Raw genomic sequence first — 25,379 nt, 5'->3', positions numbered from 1 at the left:
CTATTTATTACTGGTGGTGGTAAGGTTCATTTCGCAATATGGTAAATGCCCTGTAAAGCTGCTCTATAAAAAACAGCCGTACCATTTGGTGGGAGAACGTCATTGCCGAAAGCGATATCTTTCCTTGTGCTTTACTATGCACTTCCTGGCTAAAGCCATAAGGCCCGCCAATAACAAATACCAGAGTTTTAATACCGGAATTCATCTTTTTCTGCAGCTCTTCGCTAAAGCCTACACTACTAAAGTTTTTGCCGTTTTCATCAAGGAGGATAAGCTGGTCGGTAGGGGAGAGTTTGGCTAAAATAAGCTCGCCTTCCTTTTCCTTTTGCTGTGCTTCGCTCAGGTTCTTTACGTTCTTAATATCCGGAATAATCTCAAGGTCAAACTTTATGTAAAACGATAACCGCTTTTGGTAATCGTCTATAAGTGTTTGTAATGCTTTATTATCGGTTTTGCCTATGGCTACAAGTTTTATGTTCATTTTTTGAGAAAGGTACTTAGTTGCTGAGATTCTTAGATTCTTAGATAATGTAATGGGTTCTTAGTGCCTAAGCTTCTAAGAGTCTAAGTCACTTATTAATTTAATAAACTCATCTTCACTAACAATCTTAATACCAAGCTGGTTTGCTTTTTCGAGTTTTGCAGGACCCATGTTACCTCCGGCAACAACATAATGGGTTTTAGAGGAGATAGAAGTTTTTACTAATCCTCCGTTTTCGACAATAGCACTAATAATACCATCGCGTGAAAATCTTTTAAAAATTCCAGATACGACAAAACTTTTGTTGAAGAGAATAGTTGATTTATTCCATACAAATGCATTTTCGATAGGTTTTGTGTTTAAACTTCTTTCTAAGAGTTGATTGTAAAAACTATTACTTTGTTTTTTCGATTCTTGAGATACTGCCGACAAATTATATCCGTCGTAAAGTTCATAGAATATTTTCCCACAAATTAACGCATCTTCCAGTGCATTATGGTAGTTAAACTGATCAAATTTGAAATGCTTTGCTACACTTGATAACTTATAATTATTGAGATCTAAGCATTGCTGTGAAATTCTGTATGTACAATGGGATGTATAATTCGGCTTGGGTATATTATATAATTCTAAAGCATGATTTAATACTGCGATATCAAATGATGAATTATGGCATACGATCACTCTATTATTAATTAAGTGTGATATATCATCCCATATTAAATTAAATTCTCTTTCATTTATAACGTGTTCTAACTTTATGCCGTGGATACCAGAATTTATATAACTAAATTTTAGTTCAAAAGGTTTTATAAGTTTGTAATATTTCCTAACAGGGATTCCATCAACGAATTCAACAAGACCAATTGAACAAGGTATTTTTCCATACGATGTTTCAAAATCTAAGGCTACAAAATTATTCTTCATTTATAAGTTTATAAAATTCATTTTCAGTTATAATCTTAATTTTATCTTTCTCAGCCTTTTCTCTTTTGGCAGGTCCCATATTATCACCAGCTATAAGATAAGAAGTGTTTTTTGATGGAGAGCCTGAAACTTTTCCTCCATTTTCTTCAATTTTATTTTTTAATTCGTCGCGGCTTATAGTGAAAGTTCCAGAGATTACAAATGTCAGATTATTTAGTTTATCAGAAGATAATTCTTTTTCTTCAATTTTAAATTTTAATCCTTGTTGTATAAGTCTATTGACACTTGCAACATTTTTTGTATTCGCAAAAAAGGTAAGAATATTTGTAGCAACGCTTTTTCCAACATCTCTAATGTTTGTTAATTCTTCATATGATGCAGTCATGATATTTTCTATATTTTTAAAGTGGGCAGCTATATTTCTTGCGCTTACTTCACCGACATCATTTATTCCTAAAGCAAATAAAACTTTTTCGAATGGTATTTGTTTTGAAAGTTCAATTGATTCAATAATTTTTTTTGCAGATATGTCTTGAATACTTACACGGTTTCTATCTGAAATATTAATAACGAAAGTTTCAAATTTTTTATAAAGTTTTTCATCAAATTTCAAGCGCTCAAAATTTAGAAGGTTGTCAATGAATTTTATATTATTTAATTCGTCCTTTGAAAAAAAATCATCTTGAAAATAATTTGGGAATTTTAAATATAAAAGATAGTTCAGGGATACAAAATTTTCAAAGTTTTTATAGCCTTCTATATTTAAGTTTAATTTCGCAGATTGAAATTTTGATATAAATATTTTAAATCTTTTCTGGTCTATTTCTAATTCAGATGTGTCTATAGTGAAGATATCCGTTATTTTTTTTATTTTTTTTCCAATTTCTACTGCTTCTGTTAATGTTAGATTCCCCCAATTTTTAGATAAACCATAAATTGCTTTATCCAATCTAACTTGTAGTTCGCCATCATTGTCAAGTCCCGCTTCATCATTATCAAGCCATTTTTCTAAACCAACAATTTCTTCATATTTTAAAAAATATAGGTCAGAATAATTATGGATTTTTTCTTTTGAATAAAGCAGTTCAATAGTACCTAATCCTAAACTATCTATATTCATAGCTTTTTTACTAACAAAATGAGCTATTCTGCCGGTAACCTGTGGAGGACATCCATAAAAATTTGGACAATAATGTTGTGCTTCATTTTCTTTTCTTACTAATTCAGTTTTACACTCAGGGCATCTTGTAATATAAATCGTTGGTTCTGAATTTTTAGGTCTATTATCTTTGTCAACAACTGCAATAATCTTCGGGATTATCTCGCCGCCTTTTTCGACAAATACCTCGTCGCCCTCGCGCACGTCCAGTTTCGCTATCTGGTCGGCGTTATGCAGCGAAGCACGTTTCACGGTAGTACCGCCAAGCTGTACCGGCTCTAAATTAGCAACCGGGGTAATTGCACCTGTACGGCCCACCTGGTATGTAATGCTTTTAAGGCGCGTTGCAACACGTTCGGCTTTAAATTTATAGGCAATTGCCCAACGGGGAGATTTTGCAGTATAGCCCAACTCTTCCTGCTGGTGCAGGTCGTTTACTTTAATAACCACACCATCAGTTTCATAAGGCATATCATGGCGGTGGGTATCCCAATGGTCTATAAATGCCATAACCTCTTCCATGCTGTTTGCCAACGCTGATTGTTTGGGTACTTTAAAACCCCATTGGCGTGCTTTTTCCAAGCCTTCAAACTGTGTTTTAAAAGGCAGGTTATTACCAATTATAGAATATAGTAAACAGTCAAGCGGGCGCTTGGCTACCTCGCCACTGTCCTGTAATTTCAGGCTGCCCGATGCCGTATTACGCGGGTTTGCGTAAGGTGTTTCACCTATCTCAATCAGTTCACGGTTCATTTTTGCAAACCCTTCAAGTGGCAGGATGATCTCCCCTCGAATGTCAAATTTAGGAGGATAATCACCTTTTAATTTTATAGGTACAGCACGAATTGTTTTTATGTTTGTGGTAACCTCGTCTCCCTGAAAGCCATCGCCACGGGTCACTGCTTGGGTAAGCTTGCCATCCTCATACGTTATGCTTATAGAGGCACCATCATACTTAAGTTCGCAGGTATATTGTATATCAGTGGTACCAAGGCCTTTTTGCACGCGCTTTTCCCATTCCAGCAACTCCTCTTTAGAGTAGGAGTTATCCAGCGAATACATACGTGTTTCGTGCGCAATGGTATTAAAATTCTTGGTTATGCCGCCACCCACACGCTGCGTAGGGGAGTCCTCATCAAAATATTCAGGATGTTTATCTTCAAGAACCTGTAGTTCTTTAAGTTTCAGGTCAAACTCAAGATCGGTTATTGTGGCGTTATCAAGAACGTAGTAGTTATAATTGTGCTGGTTAAGCTCTTCGCGAAGTGCCTGTATGGTTTGGAAGGTATCCATTTAGTACGGTTTTGTTTGCCCTGCTAATTTAACCAACTTTTAAAAAATGGGAAATGTTTTTTAAGGATAGTTTTTTAAAGATATAAATCGTCTTAATCTAACGAGCGTTGCAGGCGATAACTACTTTTTATAAAGCACAGAAAAACTTATCTTTGTAGTACGAAATATACTATATGCCTTATTTTATAGAAGTTGTCCTGCCGCTCTCGTTACCCCGACCATTTACGTATGCCGTTAACGAGGCAGAGTATGCCTTTTTGCAGCCGGGTATGCGCGTTGCAGTACCCTTTGGTAAAAATAAGTTATATACGGGGCTGGTTATTGCTTTGCACGAAACACCGCCGCAACTGTATGCCGCAAAGGATATTCACCAGATATTGGATGATGAGCCCCTCGTTACCGAAACCCAGATAAAACACTGGAACTGGATTGCCGAATACTATATGTGCAGCGTGGGCGAAGTATACAAATCGGCACTGCCAACAGGCTTCCTTTTAGAGAGTGAAACAATTATTACATCTCAAAAAGATTTTGACCCTGTTGCCGCCAACCTTACCGATGATGAATACCTGGTATACGAAGCATTGCAAACGCAAAGTGCCCTTAAGGTGGGCGAGGTAGTTTCTATACTTAATAAAAAAACAATACTGCCGGTACTTAACAGGCTTATAGCAAAAAACGCAGTATCGCTACAGGAAGAAATATCTGAGAAATACAAGCCCAAAACTATTCGCTACGTACGCCTGCAGGAAGAGTTTTTAAAGGAAGAGCAGCTTAGCGAATTGCTGCAGCTGCTTAGCAATGCAAAAAAACAACGCGAGGCTGTGCTGCATTATTTTCAGTTGCAGGCAAAGGAAAAGAAACCCATTACAGTAAAAAAACTGATTGAGGCAGGTACTACGTCTGCCGTTATAAAATCGCTGGCAGATAAAAATATCTTTGAGGAATATTTGCTTGAAGAAGACCGTGTGCAGTTTAGCGGATCGGCGAATGCCGGGTTTGAACTGAGCGAAAAACAGCAGGAAGCTTTTAATAGCATAAAACAAAGTTTTGAACAACATACGGTTACTCTACTGCACGGTATAACATCGAGCGGTAAGACAGAGATTTATATTAAACTTATAGAAGAGTGTATTGCCACCGGCAAACAGGCACTGTTGCTATTACCCGAAATTGCCCTTACTACACAGCTTATAGGCCGTTTTTCGGCATATTTTGGCAATAAAGTAGCTGCTTTTCATTCTAAATATAATAATAACGAGCGGGTAGAAACCTGGAAGCAGGTACTACAGGCATCAGATAAAGCACAGGTAATAATAGGGGCACGGTCGGCATTGTTTTTACCGTTGCAAAATCCGGGGTTAATAATTATAGACGAGGAACACGAACAAAACTACAAGCAACAGGATCCTGCACCACGCTATCATGCCCGTGATGCTGCTATTATACTGGCGGCATACATGGATGCCAAAGTTTTATTAGGATCTGCTACGCCAAGCCTGGAGAGTTATATGAATGTAACATCGGGCAAATATGGTTATGTAGAGCTTAAAGAGCGTTTTGGTAAGGTGTTACCGCCTGAAATTGTTTTAGTAGACCTTAAAGACAAGTACAAGCGCAAGCAAATGACCGGCCATTTTAGCGATACCATGACCGAAGAAATAGCCGAAACACTTGCTAACGGCAAACAGGTCATATTGTTCCAGAACCGCCGTGGCTTTTCGCCCTGGGTAGAGTGCATGACGTGTGGCCATGTGCCGCAATGCCCGCAGTGCGATGTAAGCCTTACTTATTATAAGTATAAAAACCAGTTGCGCTGCCACTATTGTGGCTACCATATTGCAAACCCCACACATTGCCATAAATGTCATAGTACCGATATTTCTTCTAAAGGCTTTGGTACAGAGCAAATTGAGCAGGAACTAAAGGTTTTGTTCCCCGAAAAGAATTCCTGGCGTATGGACCAGGACACCACGCGGGGCAAGCATGGATATGAAAAGATAATTGACTCTTTTAAAAATAAGGAGATAGATATATTGGTAGGTACCCAAATGCTTGCCAAGGGATTGCATTTTGATAATGTAGGGCTTGTAGGTATACTTAATGCAGATAATATGCTGTATCAGCCTGATTTCAGGGCGTTTGAACGTGCGTACCAAATGATGGTACAGGTGGCAGGTCGTGCAGGCAGGCGCGATGAGCGCGGCAAGGTGCTTATACAAACATACAACCCGCTGCACAATGTTATCAGGCAGGTTACAGAAGCAGATTATGTAGGTATGTTCAAAGAGCAGTTGTATGAAAGGCATAACTTTAAATATCCGCCTTATTTCAGGATGGTGCGTATTACCTTAAAGCATAAAGATTATGAGAAGTTAAAGGATGGTGCTTTATGGCTGTATAATGTATTAATACAACACCTTAATATACCTGTGCTTGGGCCCGAAGAACCTGCCGTAAGCCGTATTCGTAATGAATACATACGTACTATTATGATTAAAATACCACTTGGTGCCGCACTGGGAACCACAAAGAAAAGCATAAGGAGAATACTGGATAGTCTTGATGCTGTACCGCAATACCGCTCGCTAAAGGTTACCGTAAATGTAGACCCATATTAAGGAGTGTGTTTTTAGTATAAGGCAGAGGGAGGGAAAGATAAATTATTCGCCCCGATTCCCCCTTTGTAAGGAAAGAGGGAATTATAACGGGTAATTTTTTTTGGATGCAAATTACTGAGGCCTGTTAAGCGCTACGGCCAAATCTTCTTTTTTATTCCTGCTTAACGGAATTTTTGTATTGCCAATCTCGGCAAACTTGCTGTTAAAGCGGTCTACTTTATCAATATTGATAATGTAGGATTTGTGAACCCTTAAAAATCTGTCGGCAGGCAGTTCACCTTCAAAAGATTTCATGGTAGAGAGCACAAGGTGGGTTTCTTCATCGGTATTAATTTTAATATAATCACCAAAAGCCTCTACCCATTTAATTTTAGATATAAATATCTTGAAGTTTTTAAGGTTACTTTTTACAAAAATAAACTCGCCCTCTTCTTCAGGGCCATCTTTTTTAAGCTGGTGCATTTCAAAAGCTTTTTGCACAGCTTTGCTAAACCTGTCTTTAGTAACAGGTTTGTGCAGGTAATCTACGGCAGCATAATCAAAGGCTTTCAGGGCATAATCTGATTTAGACGAAACAAAGATGATCTGTGGGCGCGTTTTAAGGCCGTCCAGCAGGTCAAAACCGCTTTGTACGGGCATTTCTATGTCCAGGAACAGTAGGTCTACATTTTTGTGTAATATGCAGTTTCGCGTTTCTGATGCATTGGAAAAATCGCCAACGAGTGTAAGGTCAGGATGTTCGTTAACCAGTTTAGCAATGGTAATCCTTTGTATTGTGCTATCATCTACAACAACACAGTTAAGTTTCATTTGCAATTTCTATTTGTAAAGTTTAGGATGTATGTTTGTTTTTTTGGACTGATTACAAATATAAAGAAAAAAAGGTTTTTATAATCGGTGAAATAACAAAAATAGGGGTTGTACAGTAAATAAAAATAATTATCTTTGCACCCAATTTTATAACAAATAAATATTTATTATTATGAATCACTATGAAACTGTTTTCATCTTGAATCCCGTTTTATCTGAAGCCCAGGTAAAGGAAACAGTAAGTAAGTTTGAAGATTACCTAACTGCTAAAGGTGCAAGCTTTGTATCTAAAGAAGATTGGGGACTTAAAAAACTGGCTTATGAGATCCAGAACAAAAAAAGCGGATTTTACACATTATTCGAATTCAACGCTCCTGCTGATGTACTTATCGGTTTTGAAACTGAATTTCGCCGTGACGAAAGGGTTATGCGTTTCTTAACCGTAAGCCTTGACAAACACGCAATTTCTTGGGCAGAGAGAAGAAGAGAAAAACTAAAATCTAAAGCAAACTAATTATGTCAACAATAGAGCAGTCAGCTAAAGGCAAAAAAGACGGGGATATCAGATATCTTACGCCATTGAATATAGAGACGAACAAGACTAAAAAGTATTGCCGTTTCAAAAAATCAGGTATCAAATATGTAGATTACAAAGATCCTGACTTTTTATTAAAATTTGTTAACGAGCAAGGTAAAATCCTTCCTCGTCGTTTAACCGGTACTTCTTTAAAATACCAAAGAAAAGTATCTGTAGCTGTAAAAAGGGCACGTCATTTAGCATTAATGCCATATGTGGCCGATTTATTAAAATAAAAAAGAAGCAGTATTATGGAACTTATACTTAAACAAGACGTACAAAATTTAGGTTTTAAAGACGATGTTGTAACTGTAAAAGCAGGTTACGGCCGTAACTTTTTAATCCCACAAGGGTTTGCTCATATGGCAACTCCTACAGCTAAAAAAATATTAGCTGAAAACCTTAAACAAAGGGCTTTTAAAGAGCAAAAAGTGGTTAACGAAGCTAAAGCAACAGCAGAAGCTCTTAAAGCACTTGATATTAAAATTACTGCTAAAGCAGGTGGCGAAAAACTATTTGGTTCTGTAACCAATGCAGATATCGTAACTGCTTTAGAAAAAGAAGGACAATCTATAGACAGGAAATTCATTACAAGCGGTATCGTTAAACGTACCGGTAAATACTCTGCAAGCATCAGGCTACACAGAGATGTAATCGTAGACCTTCCTTACGAAATCCTTGCTGAGCAGGAAAACTAATCTTCGGATTAATTTGTATATAAGAAGCCTTCCCTAACCGGAAGGCTTCTTGCTTTTAATAAAGACACTACTTAAATGTGTACGCGCTTAATTGCATCAACGTACACTGACTAATTTAAGGAATCGTAACTTTGTGCCTTTGTCTAAAAAACTTAACGCTATGAAATATACCCGCCTTACCAAAGAACAGCTTGAAGAACTACACCCGGAATTTATACGTTTTCTTGCCTCTCAATCTATAGATAAACAGCAATGGGATGAACTTAAAGAGCAGCAGCCGGAAAGGGCTGAAGAGCAACTGGATGTTTTTTCTGACCTGATATGGGAAGCTGTTACAGATAAAGCCGAATGGCTGGAGCACTACTCTAAAAACCACATCTTTTTATTTAAACTTGGCCGCGAGAATATGGAAAGTATTGTAATACATGCCCATACTGCCCATGCCGATTTTTTAACCGAAGGTGGCCTGCAATGGCTTAATGAGAATATTTTTAGCGATGAGGTACAAATAAACCGCGGCACTAAAGATTTTAGCGAAGACCGTAACGGTGATGTGTTTAGCCTTATAGAGCAAGGCGCTATACTAAGCGAAGGTGATTTATATAAGCAGCTTGAGGATATGTTTTAGATTTTGTTATTTCAACAGGCAGGTGTAAAGTATTAGGACAGGTTGTAAAATTTAGAATATTAACTCTCTGTAATCGTATATAAAAGTTTATATAATAAGGATTGATCTTTTCAGCGAGATAACCACATTCTACAGTAAGTTATAATAAATTCAAATCGCCATCATACTTAACAATTCCGCCATCATGAAAGATGGAAAGGATATCTTCAAGCTCATTTTATACGGCCTTTTCTGTCATATTACCTTACAATACATAAAAAAAACCTGCAACACTTTTTAGCCTTGCAGGTTTCATATATATGTTGAAAAATTTATTTACCAGCTAACTTAGCAGCAAGAGCTTTTGAGTTTTTCTCGTTACCAATGAATTTAGCTGCTAAATCCATTTTGCCTTTTTCAAAATTTTCATCAAAAGCAATTCTATTCTCTTTGCCTTCAAAGTGAATCTTAGTTTTTTTTCCAGATTGCTCAAGAATTTTTTTCAATGTATTACTCATAACAATTTCTTTTTCAATGTAAAATTACAAAAATTATTTTAATTCTGTCTTTAATTCAAAAGTTATGAAATTGTATAGAGGGCTGTTTCTCATATTATATATTTCATATACAATATTGTCTATATCTATATCATGAGAAGGATATTTTCTTCCTTCATCGTCTTCTAAAAAATATATGTCTTTCAGAACAGCTCCCTTCACAATAAAAAATGTATTTATTGCTTCAAGATTTTTATTCAATTGTGTTTTGTACATCCGATGCTTGGCTGCAGTATTGCCAAAAAATGTAATTATTGCATCTTGATTTTCAGATAGAAAATCAAGTGTACAGGTAAGTACAGTTTTCAAAACTTTATCGGTATCAGAATTATTATCCCGCGACATGTCAGAAATACTTTCAAACCCATCTACAATAAATATATTTCCAAATCCTAAGTTGTAATATTGTTCAAGTCCAGGTTGTGGATATTTTGTAATTGATACTCTCTTTGGAATCTTCTTATTGCCAATGCTTAAAAACTCATATTTTGTTTTATTGGGTTTACTGTCAATCTTTTCAAAATTGTATGAGTCATTAATTAAATCTCGCATGTTTATTTGGCTTATTTGCTGTCACAATCTTACATAAAAACCTGCAACTTCTCAGCCACAGGTTTCCCTATAAAACATTTTAAAAAAACTACTCCTCCGTTTTTTGTCCCATCATCATGAGGTACGCTTTCAGGAATTCGTCGATGTGGCCGTTCATAACACCTTCAACATCACTGGTTTCATGCTGTGTGCGAACGTCTTTGGCCAGTTTATAGGGGTGCATTACATAGTTACGTATTTGCGATCCCCACTCAATTTTCATTTTGTTAGCTTCAATTTCGTCGCGTACCGCCTGGCGTTTTTTAAGCTCAATTTCATACAACTGCGATTTTAAGAGTTGCATGGCCTTGGTCTTATTGTCAAGCTGCGAACGCGTTTCAGAGTTTTCAATAATAATCCCGGTAGGGTGGTGGCGAAGCCTTACGGCAGTCTCTACCTTATTAACATTCTGCCCACCTGCACCGCTGCTTCGCATGGTTTCCCACGAAATATCGGCAGGGCTAATATCTATTTGTATCGTATCATCAGCAAGTGGGTACACATATACCGATGCAAATGATGTATGGCGCTTACCGTTACTGTCAAATGGCGAAATGCGTACCAGCCTGTGCACGCCGTTCTCACCCTTAAGGTAGCCAAAAGAGTAATCGCCCTCAAACTCTAAGGTTACGGTTTTAATACCGGCAACCTCACCCGCCTGAAAGTTAAGTTCCTTTATTTTATAGCCTTCTTTTTCGCCCCACATCATGTACATGCGCATAAGCATGGCTGCCCAGTCGCAACTTTCGGTACCGCCGGCACCGGCCGTTATTTGTACTACGGCGCTCAGGCTGTCGCCTTCGTCCGATAACATGTTCTTAAACTCAAGGTTTTCTATATGGGCAATGGTAAGTTTGTTCTGGTTTTCCAGTTCTTCCTCACTAACATCGCCTTCTTTGTAAAATTCGTAAAGTACCTGTAGCTCTTCGGCCATTGCAATGCCTTTCTCATAACCTTCAACCCACTTTTTTTTGCTTCGCAGGTTTTGCATTATCAGTTCGGCTTCCTTTGCATTGTTCCAGAAATCAGGCGCATAGGTTTTTTCTTCCTCGTTAGATATTTCTATTAACTTCCTGTCAATGTCAAAGATACCTCCTTAGTGCTCCGAGGCGCTCTATAATACCTTTTATTTGTTCGGTATTTGTCATAAATAATGTAGTTTTGTATTAGCTTAAGGCAAAAATAAGCTATACTTTTCAATTATATGGAAATTAATTTAATTAGCGATACAGTTACCAAGCCCAGCCACGAAATGCTGCAGCACATGTTTAGGGCGCAGGTGGGCGATGATGTTTATAAACAGGACCCTACGGTTATAGAACTTGAGGAAACCCTTGCAGGGCTCTTTGGTATGGAGGCGGCTTTATTTTTTCCAAGTGGCACAATGGCTAACCAGACTGCCATAAAACTGCATACCCAGCCGGGCGATGAAATGATATGCGATAAATGGGCACATGTTTATAATTATGAAGGTGGCGGTGCCGCGTTTAACAGTGGCGTTTCCTGCCGTTTGATCGATGGCCATCGTGGTATGATCACGGCTAACCAGATTGTAGAGGCTATTAACCCTCCCGATTTTTACCACAGCCCGCTTACCACACTGGTAACTATAGAGAACACGACCAATAAAGGTGGAGGTGCCTGCTATGACCTGCCCAACCTTGTAGAAATAAAAGACGTTTGCACCAAGAATAAATTAAAATTTCACCTTGATGGAGCGCGTATATGGAATGCCCTTGTGGCACGCAAACAACACCCCAAACAGTTTGGGCAAATGTTCGATACTATTTCGGTCTGCCTGTCTAAAGGGTTAGGTGCTCCGGTAGGCTCTGTGCTTATGGGTAGCCATGACGATATTAAAAAGGCATTGCGCATTCGTAAGGTGTTTGGCGGAGGTATGCGCCAGGCGGGCTATTTAGCCGCTGCGGGACTGTATGCTTTGCAAAATAACGTAGGCCGGCTTGAAGAAGACCACCGCAGGGCACGCCAGCTGGGAGGTTTCCTTCAGCAATTGCCGTGGATAGAAAAGGTAGAGCCTGTAGAGACTAATATTCTTATATTTTCTTTAAAACCACAATACAGCGAAACCGCCCTGATTGAAAAATTAAAGCAAAAGAGTATTTTTATAAGCTCTCTTGGTAAAGGCAAACTGCGCATTGTTACCCATTTAGATTATAAAGAGGTAATGCACAATTATGTGTTGGAAGCGTTCCAGAAAATGACGTTTTAGGTATTTAGGTTTAAAGTTTAAAGTTTCATGTTGCTGATAGAAAAATATTATACAGGTGTAAGATTTACAGGCTGATATATTTTTCTAAATTCGGGTAAAAGCATAAGGAATTGTTTAATATCCTGTTCTTTGTGTTCTACAACAGATTCACGCAATGTACCATCTACAGAAAAAACGAGTTTATAGTCCCGCTTATGGTGAAGTTGGATTAAATCATTGAGGGGTAGGGTTGTATTCTGAAATTCTGTATCTATGTAAAAGAGCTCAAAATTCTGAGGTAACGGTATTGTCTTTTTTTTGTCTTTATACCAGCCGTAGTCGTTATATGATGTAAACTCACTTTTGCTTATTTCATATACTTCTTTGCCATACGTATTCCATAATAACGATTTAAACAGGAAAGCAACAAAGAAACCTAAAGCAACAGCAACTAATATCCGGCCTAAAAGATTTGCGTTTCCTAAAAATAAGATACCAATAGATAATATTGTACACAATAGTGCCAATAGCAATATCAAAACTCTATACAATATATATACAGGTGCCACCCTTAGTTCGAGAAGGATATTGTTGTTGTTAATTTCTGAATATATCATATTGGTAATATAACAAACTTACTCCAATAAATCAGGCCTGCGTGTTTTAGTATGTTCCATAGCCTGGTCTTCGCGCCATCTGTCAATGTTGGCAAAGTTGCCACTTAATAAAATATCCGGTACTTTCCAGCCTTTATAGTCGGCAGGGCGGGTATATACAGGCGGGGCAAGCAGGTTATCCTGAAAACTATCGGTCAGGGCCGATGTTTCATTGCTCAGTACACCCGGAATAAGTCGTATAATAGAATCTGCTACTACGGCAGCGGCAAGTTCGCCACCACTCAGTACATAATCGCCTATAGAGATTTCTTTGGTTATAAACTGGTCGCGCACACGCTGGTCTACACCTTTATAATGCCCACACAAAATAATTATATTTTGCAGTAACGACATGCTGTTGGCCATGCGTTGGTTAAGAGTTTCGCCATCGGGGCTCATGTAAATAACCTCGTCATAGTCGCGCTCTGCCTTAAGTTTGCTTATTATAGTATCTATAGGCTCTATCATCATTACCATGCCTGCACCACCGCCAAACTGGTAGTCGTCTACATTTTTATGTTTGTTAGTGCTGTAGTCCCTAAGGTTGTGTACGTGTACCTGAACAATACCTTTATCCTGGGCACGCTTAAGTATAGAGGCTTCAAAGGGGCTTCTTAATAATTCGGGTAAAACGGTAATGATGTCTATGCGCATTTTTTAAGTATCATAATTGTAAAGGCGCAAAGTTACAAAGTTATTTAACAAAACGGCAGTATACTGGCAGTATTAAGGTGCGTAAGAAACCATGTTATTGTAAACACAGGTTGCTTTATACCTGCAGATTTTCTTTTAAAAATAACTCCAATTCTTCAGGGCTTATATTCTTTCTTATCACCACATTATTTTCGTCTAACAGATAGTTGGTAGGAAAAGAAAAAATCATTTGGCTAAAGGTAAACTCCTTATTTTCATCAAGGTAATTTTTCCAGGGCATTTCGTTATCTGTAATTCGTTTTTTCCAAAGGTCTGTCTGTGTAGTGTTATCGGCAGCAATGCCAATAATATCGAAACCACTTTTATTATACTGACTGTACAGTTTTTTAAGATGTGGTACTTGTTCAAGGCAGGGTTTGCAGCGGCTCCACCAAAAATCTACCAGTGTATATTTAGCTTTTGGCTGTACTTTGGCAGGTTTTAGGTTAACATCCTGAAGGGTAATCTCCGGAAATTTTTTCCCGTCCCGAATAACGATCTGTTTAAGTTCGGTATTTAATACCTGCCACGGTTTCGATTTTTTTAAAGTTTTACTAAACTGTGCCGCAATGGTTTCATATTCATTGCCATAGCCTTTTTCGCTGAGCAAAATTATTAGGTGCCATAGTGCAGAATAAGAATCAGGGTTTTGCTTTGTGTAGGCACTCAACTTTTGTATAAAAGAAGGCGTATCATTAAGCATTAATTCGTCTGCAAATTTATAGGCAGTACCTTTAAGCATAAAAGGCAAAAACTTATTTTGATACTCTTCAAAAGCAGTGCCATCACCTTTAGCGGCTGTATAGTGGGTATCAACAGTAAGATTCTTTGTATCTTTTTCAAGAAAATATTCTCCCATGTAGTAGGATACGCTGTCGCGCTCACTTTCCCAGGCTATATAATATAGTTGAGGATAATCAAAGTGGTTAAGTTTAAATGATCCGTCTTTAACGCCTGCTGAAAGATCTTTATACTGATAATAAGCTTGAGACACATTGCCTTTTTTAAATAGCAGTGTGTCATTTTTATGATCGTCATTTACTACATTCCCTGTAATGCTTTTTTGGGCAAAGCACATGCACGGCAGGGATAGCATAAAAATAAGAATGTAAAAACGTTTCATGGCAGCATGTTTGGTTCTTATAAAGATAAGAAATATGCATAAACCATTGAGCTCATTACCAAATAATTATACCCCAAACTGCTTTAAATGATAATCTAAATGTTTCCATTGCAGTATATCCCATTCTTCAGGAGTCATTTCGCCCATAAGTGGGTGGCGGGTATTTTTAATAGCTTTATGACCGTCGCGTGCAAAAACAGCAACTAAGTCTTTAAGGGCCAGTTTGGCTTCCTCAAATTTAGGTTCATTTTTAACAATAAATTCCTTTATGGTAGACTGGTCCCTGTGGAATAATTTTGGGTCATTAAGTTTTTTCCTGTACGATTTTGCGAAAAAGTAGCTTTTCCAGTGTGGTGCAATATGTAATGTACCGTACGCTAAATCTATAGGTTTTTGTAAGTGCAGCAGCATTTGGCTTACCGTCATTTTACCCCATTGAGATAGGGTAATAGGCGATAAATTATCAATGCGGTCTAATATATTTTGGTTCCCCTTAGGGTCGAATAAGCTTTCCATGTCAGGACTAAATTTAAGCAAAAATAAGAATAATCTGCTATATTTTTTTAATTGCTTTTATAGAATATACCATTGGTATTTTATTACCCAGGTTAGCTATCCTAAACCTGCCCGGTTTGTTAAAATAAAACCTGTGGAGCATAATAATATTATTACTAAATTTGATACTATAACATTTGCGTAAAAGAATTGATCAAACTATAAAAACTTAAAAATAACAATATATGGACAACAATTCAACGTTTAATTTTATTGTAGATAAAGAGAATAAAACTATCAAAATACAAAGGGAATTTGCCGCAGCTCTGCCGTTAATTTGGGATGCTTATACCACAAGCGAACTACTTGACCAGTGGTGGGCACCAAAACCATGGAAAGCCCATACTAAAAGAATGGACTTTAAAGTAGGCGGCCAATGGCTCTATGCTATGAAAGGTCCTAATGGTGAAGTTCATTGGTCGGTAGCGACTTATAAATCTATTGATTTTCAAAAGAGCTATGTGGGTGTAGATGCTTTTACCGATGAAGATGGTAATGTTAACGAATCCATGCCAAAGTCTAAATGGGAGGTAAGCTTTACAGATAAAGGTAATACAACATTGGTGGAGATAACCAATTCGTTTGATAATGTTGCACAACTCGAAGCAATTATTAATATGGGTTTTAAAGAAGGATTATCTGCTGCTATGAGAAATTTAGACGAGCTTTTAATTTCACTTAAAAAATAACGATCATGAAAAATAAAATCCTGTTTGTGGTAAGCCTTCTTTTTGGGCTAATGTTTATTAATGCCGGGCTTAACAAGTTCTTTAACTATATGCCCATGCCTAAAGATATGCCCGAAAGCACCGTGAAAGTAATGACTGCCTTTAGTGACATCGGTTGGCTTATACCACTTGTGGGTGTAATAGAAGTTATAGGCGGTGTACTTTTTATCACTAATAAATACAGGGCTCTTGGCGCTATAATTATCCTGCCGGTTATGGTAGGCATACTGTTTACCAATATTTTTAACGCACCCGAAGGTTTACCAATAGCATTAGTATTAACGCTGATAAATATTTGGGCAATTATAGATAACAGGGCTAAATATAAACCACTTTTCAAATAACGATTATAAATATGGAAACATCGGGTAAAACAAAAATTACTGTAGAGGCTTTTGTAAATGCACCTTAAATACGGTATGGGAAAGCTGGACGGCACCACAACACATTGTAAAATGGAGTTTTGCATCAGACGACTGGCATACTACAAAGGCTGAAAACGACCTGCGCGTGGCTGGTACTTTCTCTTCTCGAATGGAGGCTAAAGACGGTAGTTTTGGTTTTGATTTCGAAGGCGTGTATGATGAAGTGGAAACTAATAAACTCATTGCTTACACACTTGGCGACGGGCGTACTGTAAAAATTAAATTTACCGATACGGGTAATGAAACGCATATTGCCGAAACCTTTGAAGCCGAAACTGTAAATAGCGAAGAGTTACAGCGCGAAGGTTGGCAGGCCATTTTAGATAACTTTAAAAAATATACCGAGAGTCTTTAATATCAACACTATTTTAGGAGCATATAATTTACATTTTCATTAAGACAGCAACCTAAATAGAGTTAAAAAATTATTCGTAAATTTGCACCTTACAAAACAAATTCAATACAATGGAAAACGGAATTTACGCAAAATTCAATACTAATAAAGGAGCTATAGTTGTAAAGCTTACTCATGACTTAACGCCCGGAACAGTAGGTAACTTTGTAGGACTGGCTGAAGGTAATCTTGAAAACGACCAGAAACCACAAGGTAAACCTTATTATAACGGACTTAAATTTCACCGTGTTATTCCTGATTTTATGATTCAGGGAGGTTGCCCAATAGGCAGGGGTACAGGTGGTCCCGGTTACCAGTTTGATGATGAGTTTCACCCGTCGTTAAAACACGATGCACCGGGTGTACTGTCTATGGCTAACTCCGGCCCAGGCAGTAACGGTTCTCAGTTTTTTATCACGCACGTAGCTACACCATGGTTAGATAATAAGCACACCATTTTTGGTAATGTAATTGAAGGTCAGGATGTGGTAGATGCTATTGCTCAGGATGATGTTATAGAAACTCTTGAAATTATCCGTGTAGGCGATGAGGCTAAAAACTGGAATGCTATTGAGGCATTTCGCACATTTGAAGGCTCAAGGGAAAAACGTATTGCTGAAGGTAAAAAACAGGCTGAAGAGGCTATGGAAAAATTAGCTGCCGGTTTTGATAAAACAGACAGCGGGCTTCGTTACAAAATAATCCAGAAAGGTGACGGTAAAAAAGCTGAAAAAGGTAAAAAAGTATCGGTACACTACAAAGGTTCGTTAGAGTCTGGCGAGGTATTCGATTCATCATATACACGCAAGCAGCCTATTGATTTTCAATTGGGCGTTGGCCAGGTTATTTCAGGATGGGATGAAGGTATTGCACTACTTCAGGTAGGCGATAAAGCCCGTTTTGTAATTCCGTCTCACTTAGGCTACGGTTCTCGTGGTGCAGGTGGCGTTATACCTCCGGATGCTACATTGATTTTTGATGTAGAATTAATGGACGTTAAATAATTTCGAATTTTAAATTTCGAATTAGAATATCAAAGGCTGCCTTAGGGTGGCCTTTGATTTTTATTAGCTGCAATATTTGCCTTGATTTATAATAATTATTAAATTGCTACATTTAAAAGTTAATATATTTTTTTATGCTAACCTGGGAAGAATTTGAAAAGACAGAAATGCGTGTAGGAACCATACTTCAGGCCAGTGATTTTCCTGAAGCCCGTAAGCCTGCTTACCAATTAACTATTGATTTTGGCGCTGAAATAGGTATACGTAAAACATCTGCGCAAATAACTAAGCGTTACACTAAAGAAATTTTAGAAGGCAGGCAGATAGTTGCCGTGGTAAATTTCCCTAAAAAGCAAATAGGTAAATTTATGAGTGAGTGCCTGGTGCTGGGAGCAGTAGGCGAGGGTGGCGATGTAATTTTGCTTGCCCCTGATTTTAAAGTCGACAACGGCTTAAGGATAGGGTAGTCGAACTGCTTTGTAGTTGTTGCCTATAGTTTTTGTAGTTGTTTATTGCTAATTGTCTATTGCTTATTGCAAATTCCATTCAACCTCAAACTTTGTAACTAAATAAAATAAAAAAGCCCAAAAAACCAATTGTTTTTCGGACCCTCAAATTTTTTCGGTAAGGTGTACAGGACTATTAAATATCGTCGAAATTAATATCGGTAAAACTACCTGTAGTTGTAAGCACCACCTCTTCGTCTTTGTCGCCAAACAATTTCCTGAAATCTTTTTGGTGCCTTTCAGATATTACCTCTTCGCCTTTGTTACTAAGTACATAGTTGGTCATTTCATCAAGAATTTCCCTAAACGCTACAAAATCTTCTTTATAAAGATAAATTTTGTGCTTTTTAAAATGAAAAGAACCATCTTCTTCAGTAAACTTTTTGCTTTCGGTTATGGTAATGTAATAGTCGTCGGCCTTTGTAGCCCTTACATCAAAGAAGTATGTTCTTCTTCCTGCCCTTAAAACTTTAGAAAAGATTTCCTCCTTTTCCAGCATGTCATGTTCTCTCATACCCCTGTTCTTTTATATTGGATTATGTAGTTACCAAAAATCCAAAAAAAAAGTAAATAATGCAACATTTTACTGCATTTCTTTTTCAGAAATTTGTTTAAGATAAAGTTCCTTATAATAACCCTGTTGGCTTACCAGTTGGTTGTGAGTGCCTTGTTCTATAATTTTACCATCCTCCAGTATAATAATCCTGTCGGCATTTTTAGCCGATGATACCCTGTGGCTTACAATTATAGTTGTTTTATCCCTGCAAAATTCCATGAGGTTGTTAAGTATAGCTTCCTCTGTTTCATTATCAACGGCAGATAAGCAGTCGTCCAGCAGTAATATTGGTGCGTCTTTAATCATAGCCCTTGCTATAGATACCCTTTGTTTTTGCCCGCCAGATAGTGTTATGCCACGTTCGCCCAGTATGGTTTCATACTGGTGCGTAAAATTTTCTATATTGTGGTGTACCACGGCTTTTTTTGCTACGCTAACAATCTCTTCGTGGGTAGCATCTTCCTTGCCAAATTTAATATTGTTCTCTATACTGTCGCTAAACAAAAAGGCATCCTGGGGCACAAAGCCTATGCTGCTGCGCAGGTCATACAGGTTAAGGTCTTTTACATTTTTATTATCTATAGTTACAACTCCGCCATCAGCGTCATAGAGCCTGCTTATAAGTGATAGTACTGTGCTCTTGCCAGATCCTGTCCTGCCCAGTATAGCCAGTGTTTCGCCTTTATTAATGGTAAACGATACATCTTTAAGGGCGGTAATATTAGTATCCTCATACGTAAAGCTTACATTATTAAAGGCTATCTGTCCTAAAATTGCGGTATGTGCCGGATTGTGGTTTTGTATATCGGGCACTGTTTTTAAAAATTCGTTAATACGCTTTTGCGAGGCTTCGGCGTCCTGCACCATGCTCGATATCCATCCTAAAGAAGCTACCGGCCAGGTAAGTTTATTAATATACAGTATAAACTGCGCAATGGTACCAAGGTCGGCAATACTGCCGTTAATATACATGCGGCCGCCTACATAAATAACTACAAGGTTACTTATACCTATAAGCAATATCATAAGTGGGCCAAATAGCGCGCTTACCTTGGCAAGTCCCATATTTTTTTTAACGCTGTCGCGCGATAATTCTTTAAAGCCTTCCTGCTTTTGGCCTTCCAGCGCATAAGCTTTTATAACACGCACGCCAGAGAACATTTCCTGCGAGTAGCTTGATAGTAAACTAAGGTTTTGCTGTGCTGCAGTACTGCGCTTGTTTATCTCGCGGCTTACCCAGTAAATACTGTAAGCAAGTATAGGCAAAGGCAGTAATGTAAAAACGGTAAGCTTTGTAGATATAATACACATTTGAGTAATTATAACTATAAAGAGTACAATGGTGTTTAGTGCATACATAATAGCCGGGCCCACATACTGGCGCACACGGTTTACATCTTCGCTTATACGGTTCATAAGGTCGCCGGTACGGTTACGCTTATAAAAGCTTTGCGAAAGGTTTTCATAATGCCTGAAAACTTCATTTTTAAGGTCAAATTCTATGTGGCGCGACATTACAATAAGTGTTTGCCTCATAAAAAAAGTAAGCAGGCCACTTATAAGGGTAGTAGCTACGATCAGGAGCAGGTTATGCATTAAATTCTGGCGGATAAAATCAACGGTCATGGAGTTATTTTCCAGGAATGCCTGTGTTTCTTTTATAGAGTCGCCTACCAGTTCTATGGTATATAATGCAAATATTTGTGCTGCTACAGTCATAACAATTCCTAAAAGAAATTGAAATTTATATTTGATAAAATATTTGTTTAAATACTGTAATTCTTTCATGGTTTAACTTTGCAAGTATGTCTTTTATGTGACTAATATGTTAATTGTTCTGCATAATTTCTATTAAATTATTACTAAAAAACGTTTGCGTAAATTACACTTATCATAAAAAAATCTCTTTTTTGAGGCTTATAATAATTAAATGTGTAAATTTGTTTTAGGTTTACGACTTATTATTCAAATTTAAATAGTTTATTATGGTAGCAGAAGTTATTAAGGCTAACGAGCTTATTAAAGTTGACCCGGTGTTTGGCCAGCCATCGTTTAATGATCATGAGCAGGTTGTTTTTTGCCATGACAAAGATACTGGTTTAAAAGCAATAATTGGCATCCATAATACAGTTTTGGGCCCTGCACTTGGCGGCACCCGCATGTGGAGCTATGCTAACGAATGGGAGGCGCTTAACGACGTTTTAAGGCTGTCAAGGGGAATGACGTACAAGTCGGCAATTTCCGGATTAAACCTTGGCGGTGGTAAAGCAGTTATTATAGGAAACGCAGCTACAGATAAAACTCCCGAATTAATTACCCGTTTTGGCCAGTTTGTTAACTCGCTTAGCGGTAAATATATAACTGCCGAAGATGTGGGCTCTACGACAGAGGATATGGACCTTATACGTGATGTAACGCCTTACGTTACCGGTATATCTGAAAGCAGAGGAGGATCTGGCAACCCATCGCCCGTAACAGCTTATGGTGTTTACATGGGTATGAAAGCTGCTGCAATGCACCAGTTTGGATCTTCTAATCTTAGCGGTAAAAAAGTATTGGTACAGGGTGTAGGCCACGTGGGCGAAACGCTTATAGACCACCTTACTAAAGAGGGTGCTCTTGTACAGATTACAGATATTAATGAAGAAAAATTACAACTTGTTGCCGCTAAATATGGCGCACAGATATTTACCGGCGAAGATATTTACAGTGCCGATGTTGATATTTATGCACCTTGTGCTCTTGGCGCAACCATAAATGATAATACAATTAACAGGATTAAGGCTAAAGTTATAGCCGGTGCTGCTAATAATCAGCTTGCTGTAGAGCAGGTTCACGGTAAAATATTAATGGAAAAAGGCATTAGCTATGCGCCGGATTTCCTTATTAATGCCGGTGGTATTATTAATGTTTATGCAGAGATTGTGGGTTATGATAAAGCCGAAGCCCTTAGAAGGACAGAGAATATTTATAACACTACGTTAGAGATTTTCCATTTTGCTGATACTAATAATATTACAACGCAGCAGGCTGCAATGCAAATTGCACAAAAGCGAATTGACGACAAGAAAAAAGAAACAGCTAAATAATTAGCTTAAAAAAATAATATTCTTAATTTTGCAGGGCGAAAGAAATCTTTTCTTTCGCCTTGTTAATTTTAAAAAGTTCTTAAAGGCGGATGTTAAACAGAAGACATATCAGGGTAAAGGTGATGCAATCTATCTACGCAATGCACCAAAACAATTCAGATGACCTGCAAAAGGAAGAGAAATTTCTTTTAAACAGTATAGAGAATATTCGCGACCTGTACTTAATTATGGTTTCTGCACTGGTAGAGCTGAGAAACAGCGAAGAAGATTTTATAGAAAAATCGCAAAAAAAGCACCTTGCAACCGCACAGGAACGTAACCCTAACAAAAAGTTTATCAATAATGCCGTGCTGCGCCTATTGGCAGAAAGCAATCCGCTTAGTATTGCAATGGCTGAAAATAAGATTGATAACTGGACTAAAAACGACGATTACATTCTACTGTTGCTGGAGGCTGTAAAAGCCAGCGAAGTGTATGAAAAGTACATGCAGACTACCGTTAACAACTATGAGGAAGACAGGCAGTTTGTTACCGATTTGTTTACAGAGGTTGTTGCCCCTAACGATAAGTTATACGAATACCTGGAAGACCACAAGCTTACCTGGGTAGATGATATACCGGTTGTTAATACCCTTATAAGCAAGCAGCTATCTCAAATAACGCCCGAAGGGCGCGATGCCTTTTTTGTTCCTAAAATTTATAAGGATAGCGACGATAAGGATTTTGTTCGTGACCTTTTTAGGAAAACAATTCTTAATGATAAAGAACTTGCCAAAGAATTCCTTGACAAGACACCTAACTGGGATACCGACAGGATTGCTGAGATTGACTCTATAATCCTTAAAATGGCAATATGCGAGTTTTTAAAATTCCCGTCTATTCCTGTTAAGGTTACAATAAATGAATATCTTGAAATAGCTAAAGAGTACAGTACACCAAAAAGTAGTATTTTTATAAACGGAATCCTGGACAATATTATCAAGGATTACCAAACCAATAATAAGCTTATAAAAACCGGAAGAGGTTTAATGTAAAACTATAAATATTTTAATTATGTTAAAAAAAACTGTAGCCATGCTTGCAATAGCATCTTTAGCACTGGCATCATGCAAAAAAGAAAATGCTGCATTAACCATAGACGATGCAACTGCTAAAAAAGCAGAAATTGCTCATGCCGAAGGTGGTAAATTGCCGGTTATAAAATTTGAAAATGCTTCTCACGATTTTGGTAATATAAAAGCAGGAGAAAAGGTAAACTATACTTATAAATTTACTAATGCAGGTACCGGCGACCTTATAATAAGCGATGCTAAAGCAAGTTGCGGCTGTACAGTGCCTAATTATACTAAAGAGCCGGTAAAACCAGGAGCTACCGGAGAGGTTAGCGTAGTATTCGACTCTACAGGTAAAAGCGGTAGCGTTTCTAAAACAGTAACCCTTACGCTTAATACAGAAAAAGGTACCGAGACTGTAGACTTTAAAGCAAATATAGAATCGGCCGGAATAGGGGTAACACCAGCATCTCACTAATTAAAATTATATAATGGAACAATTTGGAGCATTGGGGCAGTTTTTGCCTTTTATTGGAGTTATAATAGTATTTTACTTTTTTATGATGAGGCCTCAGCAAAAAAAGGCTAAACAGGAAAAAGAATTTGAAAGCAACCTTAAAACAGGCGATAAGGTAGTAACAAAAAGCGGCATACACGGCAAAATTGCTGAGCTTGCCGAAGGTACTGTAGTTATAGAAACTATGGCCGGTAGGATTAAATTTGAGCGTTCGGCTATATCGCCGGAACTTACTCAAAAAGTTACTGCTCCTGCATTAAAAGCATAATTTTTTTTAAAGAAGCAAAAAGCCCCACCGTTGTCGCGGATGGGGCTTTTTCTATCGTGCTAATTTAAGTGCTTTACTATATGTTTCTTCTCCGTTTTTAGTGAGGTATTTTGGTACAAAATCTTCGCGTGGTGTACCATTTACATGATACATGCTTTCAGCCGGGATAGAATACCCTACATTAGTATCCTTTGCTTTAAAAGAATAAATGGCACCTAATAACCCAGCCATTTTAGTACCTGCAATTTTTGCCCGTTTCATGGCATCAAACCCTATGGCAATGCCTTCGCCCATACTGCCCGTCCAGTGGCCCACCATAACGGTAAGTTTCTTTTTATAAATGGTTTTGCGCGGAGATACATATTCTACCCAACTTCTTACAGTGCCGTATTCTTTTTCATCTATCCGGTGTTTTTGATAAGGTAGTGCCTTATCTGTAAACCTGCCCATAATACCCCGTGCCACAGTAGTATTGCCACCACCGGGAGTTTCTGTCAGGTCTAAAATTAGGCTTTTGGTATTCATAAGCTTATCTAAAACATCATCAAACTCATTGATAACGCTATTATCTCCAAGCGAATTATTAATTTTTATATAGCCAATGTTGCCCTCCAGTACTTGATATTCTACATTATGGTTCATAATATTGTTGATGGTATATTGGTCAGGTAAATACGTTTTCTCAACACCATTTTCGAATATTGTAATCTCCCGCTGCTTATCGTATGTTCCTGCTAAAAGCATATTTAAAGCGTAGGCATACATGCTATCGTCATAAACATTTGTGTATTTAGGCAAAAACTGGCTTAATTGTTCTGTAATTGCCCTGCCATTAAATTTTACAACTTCTATTCCCGGTTTCAGGCCGCTAAGTTCAGCTTTGCTTCCTTTACGAACATCGGTAATAAAAAAACGGTTGCCTGTTTTCTCTGCAAACACATCTTCGCCACTGGGTATTATCCTGTTAGATGTGTAAAGGTTGGTGTTTAAAGTAACATGCCCATTATGCAGCTCGTGCGTAACACGTTCTAAAAAGCGTATAAAATCTTCGTTAGTTGTAATGTCTTTAACTAACGGTTGATATATTGCTTTAACCTTATCCCAGTCAACACCTTGTTTTTCAAAATAAGCATAATTGTCTTTATAGTCGGTCCAAAATTCCAAAAAAACCGGTTCATACTTATTTTGGGCAGTAACTCCATTTGTAAAACAGGTGGCAAACAGTGTAAGTAAAGTAAGTTTTTTAAAGCTGGTATGCATTTATTTTTCTTACAAATATAGTA

At 37.7% G+C, this 25,379-nt stretch carries 29 protein-coding genes; 15 read left to right on the top strand and 14 right to left on the bottom strand.

Translation table 11 applies throughout. The features are described 5' to 3' along the window. Nucleotides 1-7 precede the first annotated feature (7 nt). From rlmH to ligA, 3 genes are all read right to left on the bottom strand, one after another. On the bottom strand, nt 8-481 hold the full coding sequence (gene rlmH / locus F565_RS0102530) for a 23S rRNA (pseudouridine(1915)-N(3))-methyltransferase RlmH (RefSeq protein WP_020211619.1): 474 nt from the start codon (nt 479-481) through the stop codon (nt 8-10). 75 nt (nt 482-556) lie between these two features. Continuing rightward, nucleotides 557-1,408, bottom strand: coding sequence for an exonuclease domain-containing protein (locus F565_RS23360; RefSeq protein WP_020211618.1), 852 nt, complete (start codon nt 1,406-1,408; stop codon nt 557-559). After that, on the bottom strand, nt 1,398-3,860 hold the full coding sequence (ligA, locus tag F565_RS0102520; RefSeq protein ID WP_020211617.1) for an NAD-dependent DNA ligase LigA: 2,463 nt from the start codon (nt 3,858-3,860) through the stop codon (nt 1,398-1,400). The genes F565_RS23360 and ligA overlap by 11 nt, the downstream gene beginning before the upstream one ends. Nucleotides 3,861-4,033: 173 nt before the next feature. Between ligA and priA the strand changes: the two genes are divergently transcribed. After that, nucleotides 4,034-6,481: a replication restart helicase PriA gene (priA, locus tag F565_RS0102515; protein ID WP_020211616.1), complete on the top strand. Its 2,448-nt coding sequence runs from the start codon at nt 4,034-4,036 to the stop codon at nt 6,479-6,481. A gap of 111 nt (nt 6,482-6,592) precedes the next feature. On the opposite strand, the gene F565_RS0102510 is transcribed toward priA, so the two are convergent. Then, nucleotides 6,593-7,291, bottom strand: a complete 699-nt coding sequence (locus F565_RS0102510; RefSeq protein ID WP_020211615.1) for a LytR/AlgR family response regulator transcription factor — start codon at nt 7,289-7,291, stop codon at nt 6,593-6,595. 172 nt (nt 7,292-7,463) lie between these two features. On the opposite strand from F565_RS0102510, the gene rpsF reads away from it, so the two are divergent. The 4 genes from rpsF to F565_RS0102485 all read left to right on the top strand — a co-directional run bounded on the left by rpsF (nt 7,464) and on the right by F565_RS0102485 (nt 9,194). Beyond that, the gene (rpsF, locus tag F565_RS0102500; protein WP_020211614.1) at nt 7,464-7,805 is read left to right on the top strand and encodes a 30S ribosomal protein S6; all 342 of its coding nucleotides are present in this window, start codon (nt 7,464-7,466) and stop codon (nt 7,803-7,805) included. A 2-nt stretch (nt 7,806-7,807) separates the two neighbouring features. Beyond that, nucleotides 7,808-8,104: a 30S ribosomal protein S18 gene (gene rpsR / locus F565_RS0102495; protein ID WP_020211613.1), complete on the top strand. Its 297-nt coding sequence runs from the start codon at nt 7,808-7,810 to the stop codon at nt 8,102-8,104. Between the two features lie 15 nt (nt 8,105-8,119). Beyond that, nucleotides 8,120-8,566 (top strand): 50S ribosomal protein L9, encoded by a 447-nt coding sequence (gene rplI, locus F565_RS0102490; RefSeq protein ID WP_020211612.1) that lies wholly within the window; start codon nt 8,120-8,122, stop codon nt 8,564-8,566. Nucleotides 8,567-8,726: 160 nt separating this feature from the next. Further along, entirely contained in the window at nt 8,727-9,194 is a 468-nt protein-coding gene (locus F565_RS0102485; protein WP_020211611.1) for a DUF6495 family protein, read from the top strand. Between the two features lie 311 nt (nt 9,195-9,505). Here the strand turns inward: F565_RS0102485 and F565_RS0102480 are convergent, their stop codons facing one another. From F565_RS0102480 to prfB, 3 genes are all read right to left on the bottom strand, one after another. Beyond that, nucleotides 9,506-9,691: a hypothetical protein gene (locus tag F565_RS0102480; protein WP_020211610.1), complete on the bottom strand. Its 186-nt coding sequence runs from the start codon at nt 9,689-9,691 to the stop codon at nt 9,506-9,508. Nucleotides 9,692-9,724: 33 nt separating this feature from the next. Further along, on the bottom strand, nt 9,725-10,282 hold the full coding sequence (locus tag F565_RS22240; RefSeq protein ID WP_020211609.1) for a DUF6934 family protein: 558 nt from the start codon (nt 10,280-10,282) through the stop codon (nt 9,725-9,727). Between the two features lie 88 nt (nt 10,283-10,370). Further along, a protein-coding gene (prfB, locus tag F565_RS0102470; RefSeq protein WP_154652516.1) for a peptide chain release factor 2 occupies nt 10,371-11,469 on the bottom strand; the annotation gives its coding sequence in 2 pieces (ribosomal slippage) (nt 10,371-11,405 and nt 11,407-11,469; 1,098 coding nt in all). A gap of 56 nt (nt 11,470-11,525) precedes the next feature. Between prfB and F565_RS0102465 the strand changes: the two genes are divergently transcribed. Then, on the top strand, nt 11,526-12,551 hold the full coding sequence (locus tag F565_RS0102465; RefSeq protein ID WP_020211607.1) for a threonine aldolase family protein: 1,026 nt from the start codon (nt 11,526-11,528) through the stop codon (nt 12,549-12,551). A 47-nt stretch (nt 12,552-12,598) separates the two neighbouring features. Here F565_RS0102465 and F565_RS0102460 read toward each other — a convergent pair whose 3' ends face one another. The 4 genes from F565_RS0102460 to F565_RS0102445 form a co-directional block, all read right to left on the bottom strand. Beyond that, nucleotides 12,599-13,147, bottom strand: coding sequence for a hypothetical protein (locus tag F565_RS0102460; protein ID WP_154652515.1), 549 nt, complete (start codon nt 13,145-13,147; stop codon nt 12,599-12,601). An 18-nt stretch (nt 13,148-13,165) separates the two neighbouring features. After that, complete coding sequence (trmD, locus tag F565_RS0102455; protein ID WP_020211605.1) at nt 13,166-13,840, bottom strand: tRNA (guanosine(37)-N1)-methyltransferase TrmD; 675 nt, start codon at nt 13,838-13,840, stop codon at nt 13,166-13,168. A gap of 115 nt (nt 13,841-13,955) precedes the next feature. Continuing rightward, on the bottom strand, nt 13,956-15,002 hold the full coding sequence (locus F565_RS0102450) for a TlpA family protein disulfide reductase (protein WP_081621300.1): 1,047 nt from the start codon (nt 15,000-15,002) through the stop codon (nt 13,956-13,958). A 66-nt stretch (nt 15,003-15,068) separates the two neighbouring features. Beyond that, the gene (locus F565_RS0102445) at nt 15,069-15,518 is read right to left on the bottom strand and encodes a DUF1569 domain-containing protein (RefSeq protein ID WP_020211603.1); all 450 of its coding nucleotides are present in this window, start codon (nt 15,516-15,518) and stop codon (nt 15,069-15,071) included. A gap of 224 nt (nt 15,519-15,742) precedes the next feature. Between F565_RS0102445 and F565_RS0102435 the strand changes: the two genes are divergently transcribed. The 5 genes from F565_RS0102435 (at nt 15,743) to F565_RS0102415 (ending at nt 18,575) form a co-directional block, all read left to right on the top strand. Next, nucleotides 15,743-16,246 (top strand): SRPBCC family protein, encoded by a 504-nt coding sequence (locus F565_RS0102435; protein WP_020211601.1) that lies wholly within the window; start codon nt 15,743-15,745, stop codon nt 16,244-16,246. Nucleotides 16,247-16,251: 5 nt separating this feature from the next. After that, a complete protein-coding gene (locus tag F565_RS0102430) occupies nt 16,252-16,629 on the top strand; it encodes a DoxX family protein (RefSeq protein WP_020211600.1) in 378 nt (125 codons plus the stop codon). Between the two features lie 103 nt (nt 16,630-16,732). Beyond that, a complete protein-coding gene (locus F565_RS21070) occupies nt 16,733-17,065 on the top strand; it encodes an SRPBCC domain-containing protein (protein WP_316931032.1) in 333 nt (110 codons plus the stop codon). Between the two features lie 110 nt (nt 17,066-17,175). Further along, on the top strand, nt 17,176-18,108 hold the full coding sequence (locus F565_RS0102420) for a peptidylprolyl isomerase (protein ID WP_020211598.1): 933 nt from the start codon (nt 17,176-17,178) through the stop codon (nt 18,106-18,108). Between the two features lie 134 nt (nt 18,109-18,242). Beyond that, nucleotides 18,243-18,575 carry a tRNA-binding protein gene (locus F565_RS0102415; protein WP_020211597.1) on the top strand — a complete coding sequence of 111 codons (333 nt, stop codon included), beginning with the start codon at nt 18,243-18,245 and terminating at the stop codon, nt 18,573-18,575. Nucleotides 18,576-18,750: 175 nt separating this feature from the next. On the opposite strand, the gene F565_RS0102410 is transcribed toward F565_RS0102415, so the two are convergent. Beyond that, the gene (locus tag F565_RS0102410) at nt 18,751-19,128 is read right to left on the bottom strand and encodes a PUR family DNA/RNA-binding protein (protein WP_020211596.1); all 378 of its coding nucleotides are present in this window, start codon (nt 19,126-19,128) and stop codon (nt 18,751-18,753) included. A 69-nt stretch (nt 19,129-19,197) separates the two neighbouring features. Further along, nucleotides 19,198-20,958 (bottom strand): ABC transporter ATP-binding protein, encoded by a 1,761-nt coding sequence (locus F565_RS0102405; RefSeq protein WP_020211595.1) that lies wholly within the window; start codon nt 20,956-20,958, stop codon nt 19,198-19,200. A 197-nt stretch (nt 20,959-21,155) separates the two neighbouring features. On the opposite strand from F565_RS0102405, the gene F565_RS0102400 reads away from it, so the two are divergent. The 4 genes from F565_RS0102400 (at nt 21,156) to yajC (ending at nt 24,096) form a co-directional block, all read left to right on the top strand. Next, entirely contained in the window at nt 21,156-22,259 is a 1,104-nt protein-coding gene (locus F565_RS0102400) for a Glu/Leu/Phe/Val dehydrogenase dimerization domain-containing protein (RefSeq protein ID WP_020211594.1), read from the top strand. 89 nt (nt 22,260-22,348) lie between these two features. Then, nucleotides 22,349-23,293, top strand: a complete 945-nt coding sequence (nusB, locus tag F565_RS0102395; RefSeq protein WP_020211593.1) for a transcription antitermination factor NusB — start codon at nt 22,349-22,351, stop codon at nt 23,291-23,293. Between the two features lie 19 nt (nt 23,294-23,312). Further along, nucleotides 23,313-23,789 (top strand): DUF1573 domain-containing protein, encoded by a 477-nt coding sequence (locus F565_RS0102390; protein WP_020211592.1) that lies wholly within the window; start codon nt 23,313-23,315, stop codon nt 23,787-23,789. Between the two features lie 13 nt (nt 23,790-23,802). Continuing rightward, on the top strand, nt 23,803-24,096 hold the full coding sequence (gene yajC / locus F565_RS0102385; RefSeq protein ID WP_020211591.1) for a preprotein translocase subunit YajC: 294 nt from the start codon (nt 23,803-23,805) through the stop codon (nt 24,094-24,096). A 51-nt stretch (nt 24,097-24,147) separates the two neighbouring features. Here yajC and F565_RS0102380 read toward each other — a convergent pair whose 3' ends face one another. Further along, on the bottom strand, nt 24,148-25,356 hold the full coding sequence (locus tag F565_RS0102380; protein ID WP_020211590.1) for a S41 family peptidase: 1,209 nt from the start codon (nt 25,354-25,356) through the stop codon (nt 24,148-24,150). Nucleotides 25,357-25,379 lie beyond the last annotated feature (23 nt).

It is taken from the genome of Flavobacterium rivuli WB 3.3-2 = DSM 21788, assembly GCF_000378485.1.
Lineage (GTDB): Bacteria > Bacteroidota > Bacteroidia > Flavobacteriales > Flavobacteriaceae > Flavobacterium > Flavobacterium rivuli.
Note: the sequence above shows the minus strand (reverse complement) of the source record. Positions and strands in the feature narration are given on the sequence as shown.

Bases quoted from the DNA above. Each gene is read 5' to 3' on its own strand.
- F565_RS0102420 (WP_020211598.1), top strand. From the start codon at position 17,176: ATGGAAAACGGAATTTACGCAAAATTCAATACTAATAAAGGAGCTATA.
- F565_RS0102435 (WP_020211601.1), top strand. From the start codon at position 15,743: ATGGACAACAATTCAACGTTTAATTTTATTGTAGATAAAGAGAATAAA.
- F565_RS0102400 (WP_020211594.1), top strand. From the start codon at position 21,156: ATGGTAGCAGAAGTTATTAAGGCTAACGAGCTTATTAAAGTTGACCCG.
- priA (WP_020211616.1), top strand. From the start codon at position 4,034: ATGCCTTATTTTATAGAAGTTGTCCTGCCGCTCTCGTTACCCCGACCA.
- rpsR (WP_020211613.1), top strand. From the start codon at position 7,808: ATGTCAACAATAGAGCAGTCAGCTAAAGGCAAAAAAGACGGGGATATC.
- nusB (WP_020211593.1), top strand. From the start codon at position 22,349: ATGTTAAACAGAAGACATATCAGGGTAAAGGTGATGCAATCTATCTAC.
- F565_RS0102450 (WP_081621300.1), bottom strand. From the start codon at position 15,002: ATGAAACGTTTTTACATTCTTATTTTTATGCTATCCCTGCCGTGCATG.
- F565_RS0102410 (WP_020211596.1), bottom strand. From the start codon at position 19,128: ATGAGAGAACATGACATGCTGGAAAAGGAGGAAATCTTTTCTAAAGTT.
- F565_RS0102485 (WP_020211611.1), top strand. From the start codon at position 8,727: ATGAAATATACCCGCCTTACCAAAGAACAGCTTGAAGAACTACACCCG.
- F565_RS23360 (WP_020211618.1), bottom strand. From the start codon at position 1,408: ATGAAGAATAATTTTGTAGCCTTAGATTTTGAAACATCGTATGGAAAA.
- F565_RS0102390 (WP_020211592.1), top strand. From the start codon at position 23,313: ATGTTAAAAAAAACTGTAGCCATGCTTGCAATAGCATCTTTAGCACTG.
- F565_RS0102380 (WP_020211590.1), bottom strand. From the start codon at position 25,356: ATGCATACCAGCTTTAAAAAACTTACTTTACTTACACTGTTTGCCACC.
- ligA (WP_020211617.1), bottom strand. From the start codon at position 3,860: ATGGATACCTTCCAAACCATACAGGCACTTCGCGAAGAGCTTAACCAG.
- F565_RS22240 (WP_020211609.1), bottom strand. From the start codon at position 10,282: ATGCGAGATTTAATTAATGACTCATACAATTTTGAAAAGATTGACAGT.
- rpsF (WP_020211614.1), top strand. From the start codon at position 7,464: ATGAATCACTATGAAACTGTTTTCATCTTGAATCCCGTTTTATCTGAA.
- F565_RS0102430 (WP_020211600.1), top strand. From the start codon at position 16,252: ATGAAAAATAAAATCCTGTTTGTGGTAAGCCTTCTTTTTGGGCTAATG.
- F565_RS0102445 (WP_020211603.1), bottom strand. From the start codon at position 15,518: ATGGAAAGCTTATTCGACCCTAAGGGGAACCAAAATATATTAGACCGC.
- F565_RS0102460 (WP_154652515.1), bottom strand. From the start codon at position 13,147: ATGATATATTCAGAAATTAACAACAACAATATCCTTCTCGAACTAAGG.
- yajC (WP_020211591.1), top strand. From the start codon at position 23,803: ATGGAACAATTTGGAGCATTGGGGCAGTTTTTGCCTTTTATTGGAGTT.
- F565_RS0102510 (WP_020211615.1), bottom strand. From the start codon at position 7,291: ATGAAACTTAACTGTGTTGTTGTAGATGATAGCACAATACAAAGGATT.
- F565_RS0102415 (WP_020211597.1), top strand. From the start codon at position 18,243: ATGCTAACCTGGGAAGAATTTGAAAAGACAGAAATGCGTGTAGGAACC.
- F565_RS0102480 (WP_020211610.1), bottom strand. From the start codon at position 9,691: ATGAGTAATACATTGAAAAAAATTCTTGAGCAATCTGGAAAAAAAACT.
- trmD (WP_020211605.1), bottom strand. From the start codon at position 13,840: ATGCGCATAGACATCATTACCGTTTTACCCGAATTATTAAGAAGCCCC.
- rplI (WP_020211612.1), top strand. From the start codon at position 8,120: ATGGAACTTATACTTAAACAAGACGTACAAAATTTAGGTTTTAAAGAC.
- rlmH (WP_020211619.1), bottom strand. From the start codon at position 481: ATGAACATAAAACTTGTAGCCATAGGCAAAACCGATAATAAAGCATTA.
- F565_RS0102465 (WP_020211607.1), top strand. From the start codon at position 11,526: ATGGAAATTAATTTAATTAGCGATACAGTTACCAAGCCCAGCCACGAA.
- F565_RS0102405 (WP_020211595.1), bottom strand. From the start codon at position 20,958: ATGAAAGAATTACAGTATTTAAACAAATATTTTATCAAATATAAATTT.